We start from the raw sequence: 15,490 nt of genomic DNA on the forward strand, positions 1-15,490 counted from the left end.
GTTCATCAAATTCCAATTTGCAAAGTTGATGTAGAATAATTTTAGATTTAGTTTTTGTCGTATCTTTCATATTAGGCGTCACAAACAATAAAAGTTTGTGGCGTTTTTACTTGTGACGACTTAGGAAAATATGTTGAAATTAAAATGCACGTATCCTACTCTTTATCTTTATGTTATATTATAGTATTATGAAGACGGAATCGTATTATGTTATTCATTAATTTAAATTTCAAAATAATATTTATTTAGTAAGGAGTTAAAAATGAAAAAATTAAGCTTGTTAAATTTTATACCCTTATTAATGGCATCACCACCAATAATTATTGGGGTGATAGCAATGTACACCAATAAAGTTCCAATTGCTATTTTGGGTCAAAATATTTTTTATTTATTATTATCTGGAATCATTTCATGTTTTATACTATCTAGAAAATCTAAAGTTAAAAAAAATAAAAGCACTAATCTCACTACTATTATAGTTGCAGTAATTCTTTTATTTCTAACTTTTATTAGTTCAGGAATAGAAGGAGTTCATAGATGGGTTTCTGTTGGGCCAATTAAGTTTTATGTTGCAGTAATTGTCCTACCTATTATAATTATAGAGCTATGGAAATCGTTACAAATAAGAGATTGGTGGTTTTCAGCTACTATTACAATAGTTATATCAATTTTGCTTGCGCTACAACCTGATGCTTCTACTCTAACTGCATTTGCTATTCCAATGATAATATTGTTATGGAATAAGATTAATAACAATATTTTTCGTTTTTGTATTGTATCGTTACTTTCTGCATTGATTATTACTTCATGGGTTTTTTTAGATGGATTACAACCTGTATCTTATGTTGAAAATATAGTTAGTTTAGTAGCGAATATGGGAATAATATGGCTTAGTTTAGGGGTTATTTCTCTTGTACTATTGCCATTGCCATTTATATTTTTTTCACCAAAAAAATATAAATTGTTATCATTAAGCATCGGTTTGTATTTTATAATTATTTTAATTTCTGCTCTATTGGGAAATTTTCCAGTTCCATTGATGGGGTATGGTGTTTCCCCTATAATAGGTTATTTTATATCTATAACTTGGCTCACAAAATCCAAAATTAATTCGATATATTCTTTAAAGACGAAGTAATTATTCTTGTATTTTGTGTATTGATATGAGATAGGTGACTGTTCTAAAAGCAAACTGAAGACAACCTTTATTTAGAGAGATGGAAATTAAATAGTTTAAACATGATCTTGTAAACGTAAGTTTTATTCCGCCACTTGCAATTCGTCAGATTCACGATTTAATAAGGTATCGAGTTAAGTTAGCCAACTTTAAATCAAACGAGAAGAATAGAACCCCAAACGCTCCATAGCATTTATCTATGGAGCGTTAAATTAATTATATTTCTTTTTCTAATTTCTGAAATCTTTCTTTATAATATCCTCTAGTTAGAATGGTTTGTTTAATTCTTCAGTTCCCAGAAGAACAAATCTTCCGTTTTTTATAATTTCAATGCTTTCCCCAGCTTTTGTAAAGCCTGTTACAAATTCTAGATTATCATATAAAACAGGTATATCAGTATGACACTGAGTGTATGCTTTATCCTCATCTTCACTTCTAAGACTACTTTTTTCATTATCCTTTGCAACAATATACTTGCCATTTATATGACTTTTTATATCACAATCCTCTACATAACTAAAGCAAGTATCTCCTATAGCAAAATGAGGTCCCATTTTTTCTGATATTAGCACCGGTAATTTATCCATTATTCCATATTTTTTAGCTACTACATATGCAAGGGTGTTGGTTCCTATTGCAAATTCTCCCATAGGTAAAGTACTATTGTTAAATAAAAGATTCTCTTCGATGTATTCTAAATTTTTAGCTTCATCCTCAAAATTTTTACATGAATAATCTGAAACATACCCATCTTCAAATACAACTATTAAATCTTTATAACAGAGTCCCTCTAAAAATGTTTCTTCAAGGTGTAGAACTCCATTTGTTCCTTTCAATACAGGGGAAGTATAAATTTCTCCAACTGGAATATTAACATTTGCTCCGCAATTTGCATAAAGAGTCTCCCTCTCCGGATTTTGTAACTCGTGCATTTTCACTCTAATATCTGTTTTATTGGTACCCTTTCCTTTTACTTGAACAAAATCTGCTTTATCTAGGGCATCAATGATTATTTGCTGAATTGTTTCATACTTATCAACATCCAAGGTGTTTATTTTCATAATTTCTTCAAATATTTCCTCAAAATTTTGTCCTATCTGAGGTGAAGGAAATGCTATCATTGTATCACTTGAATTAATATCTGGTATGTAGGTTTCTTTAGCTCCTGCATATGTTTTTCTTATTTTCCCCATACATTCACTTTGCAGCTTTGTAAATTTTAATGCATGCTTCTTGTCAATAGGTGAAAATGGCTCTTCTCCAAAGGTCTCAAAGAAAATAATCCCTCCATGCCTAAGCAGTATTTCTTCCTTTTCTTTATACTCCTGTTTAATTTTTTCAATGAATAGGTTCTTATATTCTTCATCAAGTATTAGTGCATTATTAAATCTATGATCATAACTCACTTGCTCATTCTCCTCAATCACAAAAGGTAGAGGTGCAAAGCCATAATAGCCTTTTTCCTTTAAAACCATAATAATATCTCTAACTAATAGTTCTTGACCCACATTAAACCTAATTCTAATTTGTTTTCTATCACCAATTTCTTTATTTTCAACCTTAAAGCCCTGAAAATAAGCATTTACAATTAATTTTGCAGTATCTCTTATTTTTTCTTTGTCATAGGCCTGAAAAAATTTAGCCACTTGAATTTCATATTTACTAATTCTTTTCCCATACTTATAAAGGTAGTTTAATTCCTTCAGATCAGAATTCTCAATAATATCATTTATATAGTAGTTGTTAATATTATATCTATTTCCCATAGCCTCTGAAACCTGAAGCCCTATGGTTTCTATTTTATATTCTCTGTAGATATCTATGAAAGCATTTTCTGCAACATTCTGAGACATCATTTTCTTAATTAAGACTCTTAGCCCAAATAGATTATTCTTTTCATGAGAAAAAGCATATTTTATGGAATTAAAGATGTCAAAATATATACAACAGGTAAGCTGTCCTAGTTTGTCCCCTAGTATTCCACAGGCATAATCAGGATTTAAATAGCTCTTTTCATATCCTTCCATTGTAATTTCATAAAATAATTCATCATTCTCCTGTTTTAGTATATCAAGGTTATTATTTTTTAAAAAATCATCATTAAGAACTTCTTCCAGTTGAATTAGTCTTTCCACTAAACTAGAAGCCTTTTCCAAAAAAATCTTAAACATTTGTAACGCCCCCTTTTTTATCATTATATACGCAACTCAATAAATAATAAATTCAGACTTTATCTATAATCATTCTACACCTAAAAAAAACTGGGGTTGGTATATACCAAACCCCAGCCATATCACTTTTTATATAAAATTTTTCGTATTGTTTCAAATGCTAATCCATATTCTTGTGATATTTTTTCTAGATCATCGCCATTTTTATACTGCTCTTTTATCTGTTTATTTCTATTTTCAAAATAACCTCTAGAACCATTTTTTTCTCCCCATCCTATTTGTTTATCTCCACTAGGTATATATAAGATTTCACCTTTTATATGCTTTTGAATTTCAAATAACAAATATTTCGGTAATACTTCCGCTGCATTTAAATATTTCATAATATCCGCTCCTTATTTATCTTATATAAATAAAGTGCAGAGTTAAGCAGCTAGTTATTCTCTTGCCCCATACAAAAGTAATTTCTACTATCGCTTACTCTGCATGGGATAATTCCAGACTGTCTTCCAATATGATTTTCTTTGTCATTCAATTCTCACCTCGATTTAATATATAATTTTATGGGTATGAGCATATCACATTACTAAACAATATAACTCTGTGTGTTATATTAATACTCTTTACTTCTCAATATCCAATAATACTTCATTTGTCTTATTATAGAATAAATTTGTAATGATTACAATATTAGGTTTCACCCACTATATATCCTATGCCTTTTTTTGTCCTACTAAAATCCTTAAGCCTTAAATAACAAGTTAAAGATTGGAAGAATTTTTTAAGATAACCTACGCAATTACAAAATATACATTCTTACATTATTTTATCTCCTTTATTTATATTATGCTATGAATTCAATGTATCACAGTATATACATCCCTGATTCTAATTCCACTACTTCATTTTTACCTATTCGTCCATAAGCCCAAACACGTTCATTTAACTTTTTATATTCATCCAACTCATAATTATTCAAATCCAATCTCAGTATTCTTTTGCTACCCATATCAGAGATATACAAATAGTTATCATATTTAATTATATGTTCTGGATAACATAACGGATAGCTTTTATCATTTATATAATCACAATAACCTATAGACATTTCTTCTTCTCCTGTTAATATACAGCTTTTCCTTATGACATGAGCTGTTGGGAAAGCACCCCATATTGAATTACCATCTACTTCAATACTATAAAGCACCTCAAAATTTGATAATACATTTCCCTTATCTATTTTTATCAAGTCCCCCTTATTATCAAATCTTTTTATAATAGATTCTTGGTAGTAGCTTAAAATTTGTGAACCATCTAACAAAGTAATGCATTCTGGTTCAGCATTTTCAAAATATTTTAAAATTTTATCATGATTTTCACCATACTTTATTTTTAAATACTGATTTTCACTTATTTCATTTATTTTATTCAAATCATGCTTATAATACACATTTTTACAAGTATCATGATTTACCATACAATCTTTATTTTTAATAATTTTAAAATGCTCATTAGTAATATGTATCATGCACGTCCCCCTAATTTATATATATTATATTTCTTCCATATACTTAAGATATTCATTATTTTTTATTATTTTAAATACAATTTTACTAACTAATCAAGAAAAATACAATCACATAAATACAATTACTTTACTCATTAAGTCTGAAAATCAGATTGTTTTTATAATTTCAAAGATTAAATTCTTATGTAATAATTTAATCTTTTGGTTAAAATCATACATTTTTTCCTATATCCAATTTAAGGTAATAATGGTATAATTAAATATATATTTTGTGTCGTAGCAGTAAAATAGTGCGTTTTTAATGAGGATGGAGGGAATGCAAATGAGAGTAGTAGAAACTATAGTGAAAAGGTTAGGTACTTATTTAAATGGTAAAAAAATTTTAGAAATTGCTTGTGGGGATTCGGAATTTAGTTTAAATGCTTCAAGGTATGCAGAAGAAGTTCTTGCAACTGATATTACATTAGAAAGACTAAAAAGAAGAAATATAGATGTAATTCCAAAGAATGTTGAGTTTAGAGAAATGAACGCAACTAATTTGGATATAGTTAATAACTCATTTGATGTATCAGTTTGTTATAATGCTTTAGGTCATTTGGAAAACTTATTGAACCCTGTCTTAATGGAAATGATGAGGGTTACTATACAAAATGGGTACTTGATATTTATTTCAACATGGAAAATGGATAAAAAAATCATACCTGAACTCAAGAATATTATTAGTGATTATAGTAACTTAACAATATATGCTGATATTGAAAATAGCACGTATAAGGCTATAATTATAAAAAAGGAAAATATTTAATGACACAATATTCATTAATTGAGAGATAAATATAGGAGGACTACATATGAAAAAGTGTGATAAGTTATTTATTAGAATTGATTATAAAAATCCGGAGTTGGAAACCAAAACGCTCCATAGCATTATCTATGGAGCGTTAAATTAATTTATTTCTCCCAAATATGTGTTAATACTTTGTATTTATATACTTAATACTTAAAGTCATTCCAATCTACTGGGGTAGTTTTACCATTTTGCCAATCTTCTTTTGTAATGCCATAACCAATTGCATCATATGGTATTCCATCTTGACCTACCCATGCTTTTCGATGGTGTGCTTCTTTAGCAAAACCACTCTTATGGAATACACATCTCATAGCATAATTATCCTGCCTCGTATCCGCTTCTATCCTTTCTTTATCAGAAAAACTATTAAATATATAATCAACAAGCCACTTTACAGTAATTGTCCCAATTCCCATACCTTTGAACTTGCTCAAAATTCTTATATCAAACAACGGGTCACCATCTTGTAAATCATATATCCTTATCATTCCCACTTTTGTAGCCTGGTCTGAAATAACCCAAAATGTTTTGCAATCATCCCCAGTATAATGCTGGTTTTCATAGCTCGCTCTAATCCTTTCTGGATTTAGGTTCGGTGTTCCATAAAATTCCCAAGTATCTGATGTTAAAAATTCTACAAGAGTATCAATTTCATCTTTAAATTCTTCAAAACGTATATTCATTATTTTATTTCCCCCTCGTGATTTTAAATGTTTTACATGTGTACTGAATTATAGATTATTCCTTTGTTATCATTATATACGCAACTCAACAAATAATAAATTCCGACTTTATCTATAATCATTCTACACCTAAAAAAAACTGAGGTTGGTATATTTCCAAACCCCAGTCATATCACTTTCACCTTTTATACGCTTTTGAATTTCAATATTAAATATATTCTATATTCTTTTTTGCAATATATAGAATATATTTAATGAGATGTTTCCTATTTATAAAAGATGTTAAATAACTGAAAGAGGTGAGATAAAATTGAGTACAACATTCATGATAATGCTTATGAGCATAATTAGTATACTAGGATACGCCGTTATAATCTATTTAGTTTACTTGCTAATTAAGGCATTAACAATATATATCAAGAAAAATTCGTAATCTTCGTTTAATTAAGCAATATAAATTTCAGAAATAAATAATTTGTTGTTACTGATTTTGAAAAAGCAAATAAAGAAGCTATTAATGATGAACTATATATACATTTCATTTATTTCGTCGATATCCTCTATAACCATCTTTACTTTTCCTTTGTTTCAATACAATATCTTTAACATTATGCCTACATTGATAGTATTATATAATATGGTTTTTTATTTATATTAAAATTCTAGAAATGAAGGAGGGATTATATGTATTTAGATAATATAGATACCTCAAATTTTTCAAAGATTCAATATTTATATTCTAAACATATGGAACTAGGATATCCTGCTCTGAAATGTATGTTTGAAAGAGGTATCGCTAAGCATGGGTTAAGCAATGAAGATGATGAATTTTTAGATGTTGTTGCCCTACTTTTAATAAAGATTCACAAGGATAAAACAATTTTACCTATTATAGTAGACATGATTTTTTTTAGAAACAGAAAAGGCCTTTTTACTCATGACCTAATCTGGGCTTTTTTTCAAGCAAGAGATCCATATAGCTTAATGCTAATCGCTAATTATTTAATTTCAAAAGACATAAATGATGTTAAGTTAGCATGCAAACTTCTAGATTTTGTACCTTCCATAGATATGACCATGGGAAAAAGTAGTGAGAAACAATATATTGCTTTTTTTTATTGGCTTGAAGAGAATTATCCCTTTTTATATTTTACAGGGGAAAGTTTTCAGAGAACCAGTAAGCCTATACCTTATATTGTAGCTTTAGATGCCAAATATCTATGCAAACAGGTATCACTTTATAATTCAAAACCCTTCATACCATACACTGCAAAAGAAAACAACTTATTATATTATTTTAACGACTTAGATGAACATAACAAGCTACTTTTATCAAGCTTCTCACGTGCAATCCATTATGAAAATATATATTTATGGAAATCATGGATTAACCATTCCATAATTAAGCAAATAGGCATTGCTGAAGCTAGGCTCGGACCCTAACAATTGATAATTGTTATAATTAGTTAAGGAGGCTTGTAATGATCATACTTTCTAACAATATTCTTAACATCGATACTTTCATAAATAAATATAAACCAAATGATATTGAGATAGATATCATTACTAAGATGAGTTTAAGCAAAGACCTGTATGAGTATAATTCATTAAATGGATTGCAATTTGAGTTAAAATTACGAAATAATATTGTTATTGCTGCTAAAAAGCTCAATGAAAGCTATATGACCTTTACAACCTTTCGTAAATCAATGTGCAATCTTTATTATTGGGATCGTACTGATGAAGGTGGATTTATATTAAAAAAAGGAATAACTCCCAGTGCGGCTATAAATGATATTTCTATAAATAGTTCAAAATATGGTACTGAATGCGCTACCGCAATGATTATTATATATTATCAAGCATTGCTTAATATATTTCCAGAAAAATATTTCAATGAATTATTTCCTAAAATACAATTAATGAATTGGCATTATATAGATGATCTACTGGAGGATGCAGGTTATTTAGAAAAACGAAGTGATTATTTACCAGGGGATAGAAGATACTTTGTTAATCCTGATGTAAACCCATTAAAGCCTGAATGGCAAGGAGAAAACGTTATAGACCTAGGTAATGAACTTTATTTTGGGCATGGTATAGGAATAGGAAATGCTGAAGAAATAATTATTGAATTAAATAAATTTAGAATAAAGGAAGCAAAATCATCCGCTTATTTACTAGATTCAGCTGCACGCTTAGACTTTAAAAGTTTAGCTGATATATATTTTAAATTTCTTTCATCATCTGCCAATTAAATTAATGAGAATAAATTATGGATAGTGAAAGAGAATGAGACAGACTACAGTAACAAAACAATAAAAACAGAATAGTATAAATGGTGAATATTATTTTGGAGGTACTTATGTACACCTACCGTAGTAAAGATTATGAAAATCTTGGACAGAATATTCCCATGAATGATATGCCTATGAAGGATATACCCATGACGAATATGCCTATGACAGATATGCCTATGATGTATATGCCTATGAAGAATATGTCCATGACGAATATGCCTATGATGCATATGCCTATGATGTGTATGCCCATGATGTGTATGCCTATCTATGATGAAGATGATGAATATGATGAAGATGATAAAGATTTAAAAAACATGTATCCTAAGATTTATATGATGATACATCCCATGGTAAAGCATCATTGTGATATGCTGGAGTCCATACATGGCACCATGTATTGCCCTAGTAAGGAAGAAATGGATCATATGTGTAAAGAAATATGTGACAAGTACGAAGAGCACCATAAAGATGACGATTATCGAAATGATAATAATGATATGAGACAAATACTCGGACTAGGCAGGCGAGGTCCAATTGAGGATTTAATTAGAGTACTGTTTATCAGAGATTTACTTGGAAGAAGAAGAAGAAGGAGAAGAAGATTCAATCATGGATATTAGGATTAACGGATGATAATATGATGAAGTAAACACAGTCATCCTATGGCTTACAAATGAATTAAGTAATAGTTAGTATCCCTTCTTGACGAAAAAACAAGCATAATAATTATACTTAACAGGTAATAACGGATAGGCAGTAAATACCTATCCGTTATATTTAAAGGACTTTCATATTATAAAAATAAAGTACCCAACCCATCATTTACCCTTCAATAAATAAAGCCAGTTCTCTGTTAAATCTTTCTTTCTCATCATAGAATGAAGCGTGCCCACTGAATTCAAAAGGTACAAGCTTAGAATTTTTAATGCCCTGATTTTGTGCCTGACCTAATGGGAAGAGGCAGACTTTATCATGAATACCGTGAATAATTAAAGTTGGAACGCTTATTTTACCAAGATCAGAAAACAAGCCCTCTTCATCTAACCAAGTGTTGGAAGTTGCCGCAGTAGCCCAACCCGCTGCTTGTAGCCCTAATTGAAAGATCCAATCTGAGAATGCCTCAGTTATATGCTGAAAGAAGAATATGTCACCAAACCCCCTAAGCATTTTAGGGCGATCATTATATGTTTCCTTTATAATATCTTTGACAGCTTGCTCTGGCAAGCCATAAGGAAAATATGGTCGCTTTATAAGACTAGGTGCAGCTGCTGCAAAAAGAGCTAATTTAGATACTCCGTATTCATTGTGCCTTGCCATGTATCTAATAGCAATCGCTCCTCCTGTGGAATGTCCTGCTAGTGTAAAATTCTTTAATTTAAGAGCATCTACAACCCCTCGGACATCGTCTGATAATCTATCATAATCATAGCCTTCAAACGGCTTATCTGATTCGCCAAATCCCCTCTGATCTATACCAATACACCTGTATCCCATCTTTGGAAGTTGATTAAACTGATATTCAAATAATTTATGACTTCCGGGCCAACCATGAAGAAACAATATTGTTTTGTCACCCTTGGGGTTTACATCCTCTACATAAATCTTTACATTCCCATCTACTCTAATATAATATCCCACTCAAATACCCCCATAAATAATAATCTTACATTAATATACTATTCTGTTGGAGATAATTTTGTTAATTATTTCTATTTAACAAGAGAAATCTATGCCATGTACAACAGCCGACTAAAAACAAATTAGTCGACTGCTATAACTTACCTCTGTATTTATATTGCTTTAAATCATTTTATACCTTTTCAATAACCCTCCAATAACTGTTCCAGAAATCAGCTTCATTGTTTTCTCATTCATAAATTTTGCCATAAATGGGAGGTTCAATTCAGTAATTTTTTTGCCATCCATCATTTTTACTGTAGAATCTAAGAGTTGACGGACATCATAGCATGAATTAAATACCTCTGGAACACCACGATCTATGTCTAGTAATGTATAAACTGCCTCCATAGCTGTTCTAACTGAATACTCGGTTGTAAACACTGTGTCACGAGGTGTGTCAGCAAACTGACCAATGAAAGCAAAGTTCTCGCAGCCCTCAGGCACAACCTTAGGTCTGTCGCCTTCTGCTCTTGGCATAAAGAATGCTGTAATATACGGCATCATGCATGGGATAGAGATTGCAGATTTTGTAGCCATATCATGAATCTCAGATTCAGGCACACCCATATGGTAAAGCCATTCTTCGGTAATTTCCACTCCTGTACATTCTCTCATTGGTTTCTTAATATAATTTCCTGGAATCTCGGAAAATAGACCATATACCCAAACTACTAGCTTATCTTTTGGTTGATCTTTAAAGTGAGGTTGTCTATTTACAGTATAGCTCATAAGCCAATTTGAGTCTTTTGCAGTAATGATACCACCGGAAACAACCTTTCCGCTAAATGGATCACGTTTGCAAATTTTCTCAATATATGGAGGAATTCTGTCATCAAGTGTGGTAATTGTAGAAGATTCCCAGAATGTTTCTTCTGTACTTGTACAGAATTTATCAGGATGACCGAAAGCTGGGTCTTGTTTGGCAATATTTCTCCAAAGCTGCCAACAACCGCCTATAGATCCATCGAAGGTTGGTGCGTGGTTTTGATCACCTAGGGTAGAATTTTCTGTACAACTTCCATTAGTAACAAATACTAAATCATTTTTAGTAAGTTCTATAGTTTCTTCCTTGTCCTTATGTTTATAAACAATTTCCTTAGCAAGCTTTTTGCCGTTTTTAATATCAAAAATAACATTTGTTACCACCGTATCATATTGGAACTTAACGCCATGAGCTTCAAGATATTTTACCATTGGTAAAATTAATGACTCATATTGATTGTACTTTGTAAACTTCAAAGCAGATAAATCTGGAAGGCCCCCAATGTGATGAATAAATCTCTGAAGGTAAAGCTTCATTTCCAATGCACTATGCCAATCTCTGAAAGCAAACATGGTTCTCCAATAAAGCCAGAAGTTAGAATTAATAAGTTCCTCTGAGAACACATCAGAAATCTTCTTATCATACAAATCTTCATCACGAGACATAAATAGCTTAACAAGTTCCATAGAAGCTTTATCACTTAGTCCGAATTTTCCATCGGTATGAGCGTCCTCACCTTTATTCACTGTTACTCTCTGCAAAGAATAATTTGGATCTTCTTTATTAAGCCAATAAAACTCATCTAAAACAGAAACGTCTTCCGTCTCAATAGAAGGAATAGAACGGAACAAATCCCACAAGCATTCAAAGTGATTTTCCATTTCACGACCACCACGAATGATAAAGCCCTTTTGACTATCATTAATACCATCGCAAGCTCCACCAGCAATACTAAGTTCTTCAAGAATGTGAATATTCTCACCTTTCATTTGACCATCACGTACTAAAAAACATGCAGCTGCCAATGACCCGAGTCCAGCTCCAACTAGGTAAGCAGATTTTTTGTCTACATCAACTGGTTTTAAAGGACGTGCAAATGCTTCATAATTTCCATTGCTATAATACATTTTAAATACCTCCCTCAATCTTCTTTATAATTCGATTATAAGAAAGTTTTTGCAACATCACAATAGACAATAAAGCCAATTTGTCTAGGTATGAATAAAGATTCTGACTTTTTACAAATAAAAAGACTAGCATAATAACGCTAGTCTTTTACTTGAAAAATTATATTATTGATATCTATTCTGCAAGTGCTTTAATTTTCTTAAATTCTTTCAAATCTGTATAAAGTTCGCCAAGGTAAGGATTTCTCTTTGTCTTAACTACTTTGTAAATCATGTAAACAAATACTGCTATATTTACAGCTAGTGCTATGAAGCTAAATGCAAATAGTGCCCCTTCATTGTAGGTCGATGCAACAGCAAAAGCACCCTTATCAATAAATGCTGGGAATGTCTGTGCAAACATACACCATATGGCCAATGTTTGAGCACGATGCTGTAACCATGCTCCTTTTCCCAGTGTAAATGCACAAAGTGTTGGTGCTAGAAGCAGCGCCAAACCGCAATACCAAGCATGTCCTGGTAGACAGTTATATGTATAAGCAAAATTCCATAAATCATAGGCTATAATCCAAAACCATAGCATATCTTTGCTGCCATCTTTATTAGTGTGTTTTTTTATACAAATTCCAAGGAATCCCGTTATAGTTATAATGTTCAAAATACCTGCTATACCATTCATAAAATTCCATGAACCACCAATTACATACATGGCTTCATCTGCTAAAGTTCCGCCACCGTGATATTGAATACCAATCTGAAAATCACGTGTTACTGCTTCCATAATGTTGATAGCAAGGATAAGTGCTGGAAAACATAATACCCATTTCTTATCAGATAATCTCCACTCTTTACCTGTGGATTTATTTTTCCCTTTAACATGTCTGATGCACCAAAAACCTATACATCCAGCTGTAGCAGAATATACCTTTGCTAAATGGAACCAGTCTGTATAAGTGGTATCCCTTAACACCGTAAACCACACTATTGAAAGTGCTATTGGTAAAATAACGAAACTGAAAAGTCCAACATACTTATATCTACGAGCTACTTCATTAAAGCCAAAGAGTGCTACAAAAATAATTATCCAAACACCCCATACACTTAATAATGATGCCCCGTCGGCATAGTTAAAATTAAACATATTATACCCCCCTTAATATAAGCACCTAGTATTTCACATACCTAGTGCTTTATATACCTATTGTATAATTTTTGTCACTCTCTTTTCAATAGACAAAAAAGTGAAAGTGTCTATTTTGTACACTTTCACTTATCTAAAATAGTTATTCTATTATTTGTTCTTCAAATGCAAGAACAGAACGAGGAATACTTCCGGTTATCATGATCAAGAGCTTTTTAAGGATAATTTCTGGTTCCTCTTCCATACCTTCACTTACCCAGTCTATAATCAGCCCATTAAACACATGTCTATAAAAATTAACGATGAAAACATGATCTTTATCCTTTAATTTTACTGGCGTTTTTTCAACACACTCATCTACCACATCATCCAATAATCTCATAGAAAGATTTGTAAAGTAGGTACTAAACTCACAGCAATAAGAAGAGTTATATACATGTAGAATCATTTTCGAGTTTTTCTTCAAATAATTCATTGTAGCCAGGAAGCCGCCTCCCCAGGTTTCAAAGGTTCTGTTTTGAGCAATATCTTTTGATAATTCCTCAAAAAATATAAATTTAAAGACGTCCACGATATCAGTAAAGTGATTATAAAAAGTTTGCCTGTTTACATTGCAATGTTCACAAATTTCCTTTACTGTAAGCTTGTCTATAGATTTTTGGGTTATTAATTGTTTAAATGAGTTAATTATTGCAGTTTTAGCATTCTTTTTCATAAACTTCTCCTTTAATACAAAAGATAAAATCACTTTTCATATCATCTTTCTTCTTCCAATTCAGTAATACTATTAGCCCTAGTATTACTATCAACCATTTTAAAAAATTGTCTCACTTCCAACATAGCATGCTATTCCATTATCTAAATATAAATCTTGAAGCTTGCTCATTTTTTCCTCATTCGTTGCTTCTTCTTTACTATAAGCATAATTTTTACCAAGCTGATTCCATTTTGAATCTCCCATTCTATGAAATGGTAAAAGATTAATTTCGAAAATTCCTAGTTTTTTCATAAAACTTACTGTCTCAATAGCATTATCCTGCGTATCATTAAAATCATGAATTACAGGCATTCGAAGCACTAATCTTCCTGCCCACCCTGAATTAACAAGGGCCTCTATATTTTTAAGTATTAAATCATTATAAACACCTGTTTTCTCTTTATGCTTATCTCTATTCATATGCTTTACATCTATAAAAGCAAAATCTATATATTTCATAGTTTCCAAAAATATATTAGTATCTATGAAAGCTGATGTTTCAATAGCAGTGTGAATATATGCTTCTTTGCATTTTTTTAAAGTTGCTATTAAAAATTCGTTTTGGCAGAGAGGATCCCCTCCACTAAAAGTAACTCCACCATTACTCCCCCAAAATTGTCTATCTCTATTTAAAACTTTTAATAAATCTGTTACAGTATAGTGCTTGCCACAAACTCTTAATGCCTGGTTATAGCATACCTTAGCACATTCAAAAGTAGTACATTCTCTACATACTTCCCAGTTTAATATTAATTTCTGCTGCTGATCAAAACTAATGGCTTTGTTATTACAAGCTTCTTCGCATCTAATGCAGCCCTTTTCATGTTTACATTTTGTTTGTGAAAACATGATCTTTTCCTTATTAGTCCAACTTTCAGGATTAGCACACCACTCACACTTTAAAAAACACCCACTCATAAAACAAGTTGTTCTGCACCCAGGACCATCATGTACGCAGTAACTTTGTATATCAAAAATAGTTCCTTTATTCTCCTCCATAATAGTTACCCCGACTTTCAATACGTAATTTGAATTCTATTTATTTACTTTGTAACCTTCGCAGGTTACTGCATTTAACTCTCCATAGGTCCAAGATTGTTTTTTTAATCCGGTGCATGTTCCAATATTATCTTTATTAGGGTTTTTAAAGCTTAAACAGTTGTTACATTTACTAACCTCACTAAAATTTTCACAAACTGACGCATCTATAAATACCATTTGATTTGATAATCTACAAATACCCTTTGCTACATCAATTGGCGAAAAATTTACACAATCATTATGCTTCATACTCTCATTTGCCATTTTAA

General features: G+C 31.0%; 15 protein-coding genes and 1 pseudogene. 6 read left to right on the forward strand and 10 right to left on the reverse strand.

What is annotated here, in order from left to right; genetic code table 11:
* Window positions 1–262: 262 nt before the first annotated feature.
* Both ACREV6_RS15710 and ACREV6_RS15715 read left to right on the forward strand, forming a co-directional pair.
* Window positions 263–1,138, forward strand: coding sequence for a cell division protein (locus tag ACREV6_RS15710; protein ID WP_431578988.1), 876 nt, complete (start codon window positions 263–265; stop codon window positions 1,136–1,138).
* 94 nt (window positions 1,139–1,232) lie between these two features.
* Window positions 1,233–1,358, forward strand: a pseudogene (locus tag ACREV6_RS15715) (IS110 family RNA-guided transposase); the annotation flags it as partial.
* Window positions 1,359–1,443: 85 nt separating this feature from the next.
* Here the strand turns inward: ACREV6_RS15715 and ACREV6_RS15720 are convergent.
* The 3 genes from ACREV6_RS15720 to ACREV6_RS15730 form a co-directional block, all read right to left on the reverse strand.
* Window positions 1,444–3,348: an aminopeptidase gene (locus tag ACREV6_RS15720; RefSeq protein ID WP_431578989.1), complete on the reverse strand. Its 1,905-nt coding sequence runs from the start codon at window positions 3,346–3,348 to the stop codon at window positions 1,444–1,446.
* A 122-nt stretch (window positions 3,349–3,470) separates the two neighbouring features.
* A complete protein-coding gene (locus tag ACREV6_RS15725; protein WP_431578990.1) occupies window positions 3,471–3,731 on the reverse strand; it encodes a CD3324 family protein in 261 nt (86 codons plus the stop codon).
* A gap of 482 nt (window positions 3,732–4,213) precedes the next feature.
* Window positions 4,214–4,876 carry a hypothetical protein gene (locus tag ACREV6_RS15730; RefSeq protein WP_431578991.1) on the reverse strand — a complete coding sequence of 221 codons (663 nt, stop codon included), beginning with the start codon at window positions 4,874–4,876 and terminating at the stop codon, window positions 4,214–4,216.
* A gap of 322 nt (window positions 4,877–5,198) precedes the next feature.
* Here ACREV6_RS15730 and ACREV6_RS15735 point away from each other — a divergent pair, with 322 nt between their 5' ends.
* Window positions 5,199–5,681 (forward strand): class I SAM-dependent methyltransferase, encoded by a 483-nt coding sequence (locus ACREV6_RS15735; protein WP_431578992.1) that lies wholly within the window; start codon window positions 5,199–5,201, stop codon window positions 5,679–5,681.
* A gap of 188 nt (window positions 5,682–5,869) precedes the next feature.
* Here ACREV6_RS15735 and ACREV6_RS15740 read toward each other — a convergent pair whose 3' ends face one another.
* Window positions 5,870–6,409 carry a GNAT family N-acetyltransferase gene (locus ACREV6_RS15740; protein ID WP_431578993.1) on the reverse strand — a complete coding sequence of 180 codons (540 nt, stop codon included), beginning with the start codon at window positions 6,407–6,409 and terminating at the stop codon, window positions 5,870–5,872.
* Between the two features lie 684 nt (window positions 6,410–7,093).
* On the opposite strand from ACREV6_RS15740, the gene ACREV6_RS15745 reads away from it, so the two are divergent.
* From ACREV6_RS15745 to ACREV6_RS15755, 3 genes are all read left to right on the forward strand, one after another.
* A complete protein-coding gene (locus tag ACREV6_RS15745; protein WP_431578994.1) occupies window positions 7,094–7,852 on the forward strand; it encodes a hypothetical protein in 759 nt (252 codons plus the stop codon).
* A 38-nt stretch (window positions 7,853–7,890) separates the two neighbouring features.
* Window positions 7,891–8,667 (forward strand): protein-glutamine gamma-glutamyltransferase, encoded by a 777-nt coding sequence (locus ACREV6_RS15750; RefSeq protein ID WP_431578995.1) that lies wholly within the window; start codon window positions 7,891–7,893, stop codon window positions 8,665–8,667.
* A 107-nt stretch (window positions 8,668–8,774) separates the two neighbouring features.
* On the forward strand, window positions 8,775–9,332 hold the full coding sequence (locus ACREV6_RS15755) for a hypothetical protein (protein WP_431578996.1): 558 nt from the start codon (window positions 8,775–8,777) through the stop codon (window positions 9,330–9,332).
* A gap of 202 nt (window positions 9,333–9,534) precedes the next feature.
* Here the strand turns inward: ACREV6_RS15755 and ACREV6_RS15760 are convergent, their stop codons facing one another.
* The 6 genes from ACREV6_RS15760 to hpdC form a co-directional block, all read right to left on the reverse strand.
* Complete coding sequence (locus ACREV6_RS15760) at window positions 9,535–10,350, reverse strand: alpha/beta fold hydrolase (RefSeq protein WP_431578997.1); 816 nt, start codon at window positions 10,348–10,350, stop codon at window positions 9,535–9,537.
* 162 nt (window positions 10,351–10,512) lie between these two features.
* Entirely contained in the window at window positions 10,513–12,282 is a 1,770-nt protein-coding gene (locus ACREV6_RS15765; RefSeq protein ID WP_431578998.1) for an oleate hydratase, read from the reverse strand.
* A 175-nt stretch (window positions 12,283–12,457) separates the two neighbouring features.
* Complete coding sequence (locus tag ACREV6_RS15770) at window positions 12,458–13,423, reverse strand: DUF5692 family protein (RefSeq protein WP_431578999.1); 966 nt, start codon at window positions 13,421–13,423, stop codon at window positions 12,458–12,460.
* A 142-nt stretch (window positions 13,424–13,565) separates the two neighbouring features.
* Window positions 13,566–14,138, reverse strand: coding sequence for a TetR/AcrR family transcriptional regulator C-terminal domain-containing protein (locus ACREV6_RS15775; protein WP_431579000.1), 573 nt, complete (start codon window positions 14,136–14,138; stop codon window positions 13,566–13,568).
* Window positions 14,139–14,237: 99 nt separating this feature from the next.
* Window positions 14,238–15,179: a 4-hydroxyphenylacetate decarboxylase activase gene (gene hpdA, locus ACREV6_RS15780; protein WP_431579001.1), complete on the reverse strand. Its 942-nt coding sequence runs from the start codon at window positions 15,177–15,179 to the stop codon at window positions 14,238–14,240.
* A gap of 36 nt (window positions 15,180–15,215) precedes the next feature.
* A complete protein-coding gene (gene hpdC / locus ACREV6_RS15785) occupies window positions 15,216–15,485 on the reverse strand; it encodes a 4-hydroxyphenylacetate decarboxylase small subunit (protein ID WP_431579002.1) in 270 nt (89 codons plus the stop codon).
* Window positions 15,486–15,490: the final 5 nt, after the last annotated feature.

This window comes from Clostridium sp., from assembly GCF_050717515.1.
Taxonomy (GTDB): domain Bacteria; phylum Bacillota; class Clostridia; order Clostridiales; family Clostridiaceae; genus Clostridium_AD.

Bases quoted from the DNA above. Each gene is read 5' to 3' on its own strand.
- ACREV6_RS15710 (WP_431578988.1), top strand. From the start codon at position 263: ATGAAAAAATTAAGCTTGTTAAATTTTATACCCTTATTAATGGCATCA.
- ACREV6_RS15720 (WP_431578989.1), bottom strand. From the start codon at position 3,348: ATGTTTAAGATTTTTTTGGAAAAGGCTTCTAGTTTAGTGGAAAGACTA.
- ACREV6_RS15725 (WP_431578990.1), bottom strand. From the start codon at position 3,731: ATGAAATATTTAAATGCAGCGGAAGTATTACCGAAATATTTGTTATTT.
- ACREV6_RS15730 (WP_431578991.1), bottom strand. From the start codon at position 4,876: ATGATACATATTACTAATGAGCATTTTAAAATTATTAAAAATAAAGAT.
- ACREV6_RS15735 (WP_431578992.1), top strand. From the start codon at position 5,199: ATGAGAGTAGTAGAAACTATAGTGAAAAGGTTAGGTACTTATTTAAAT.
- ACREV6_RS15740 (WP_431578993.1), bottom strand. From the start codon at position 6,409: ATGAATATACGTTTTGAAGAATTTAAAGATGAAATTGATACTCTTGTA.
- ACREV6_RS15745 (WP_431578994.1), top strand. From the start codon at position 7,094: ATGTATTTAGATAATATAGATACCTCAAATTTTTCAAAGATTCAATAT.
- ACREV6_RS15750 (WP_431578995.1), top strand. From the start codon at position 7,891: ATGATCATACTTTCTAACAATATTCTTAACATCGATACTTTCATAAAT.
- ACREV6_RS15755 (WP_431578996.1), top strand. From the start codon at position 8,775: ATGTACACCTACCGTAGTAAAGATTATGAAAATCTTGGACAGAATATT.
- ACREV6_RS15765 (WP_431578998.1), bottom strand. From the start codon at position 12,282: ATGTATTATAGCAATGGAAATTATGAAGCATTTGCACGTCCTTTAAAA.
- ACREV6_RS15770 (WP_431578999.1), bottom strand. From the start codon at position 13,423: ATGTTTAATTTTAACTATGCCGACGGGGCATCATTATTAAGTGTATGG.
- ACREV6_RS15775 (WP_431579000.1), bottom strand. From the start codon at position 14,138: ATGAAAAAGAATGCTAAAACTGCAATAATTAACTCATTTAAACAATTA.
- hpdA (WP_431579001.1), bottom strand. From the start codon at position 15,179: ATGGAGGAGAATAAAGGAACTATTTTTGATATACAAAGTTACTGCGTA.
- hpdC (WP_431579002.1), bottom strand. From the start codon at position 15,485: ATGGCAAATGAGAGTATGAAGCATAATGATTGTGTAAATTTTTCGCCA.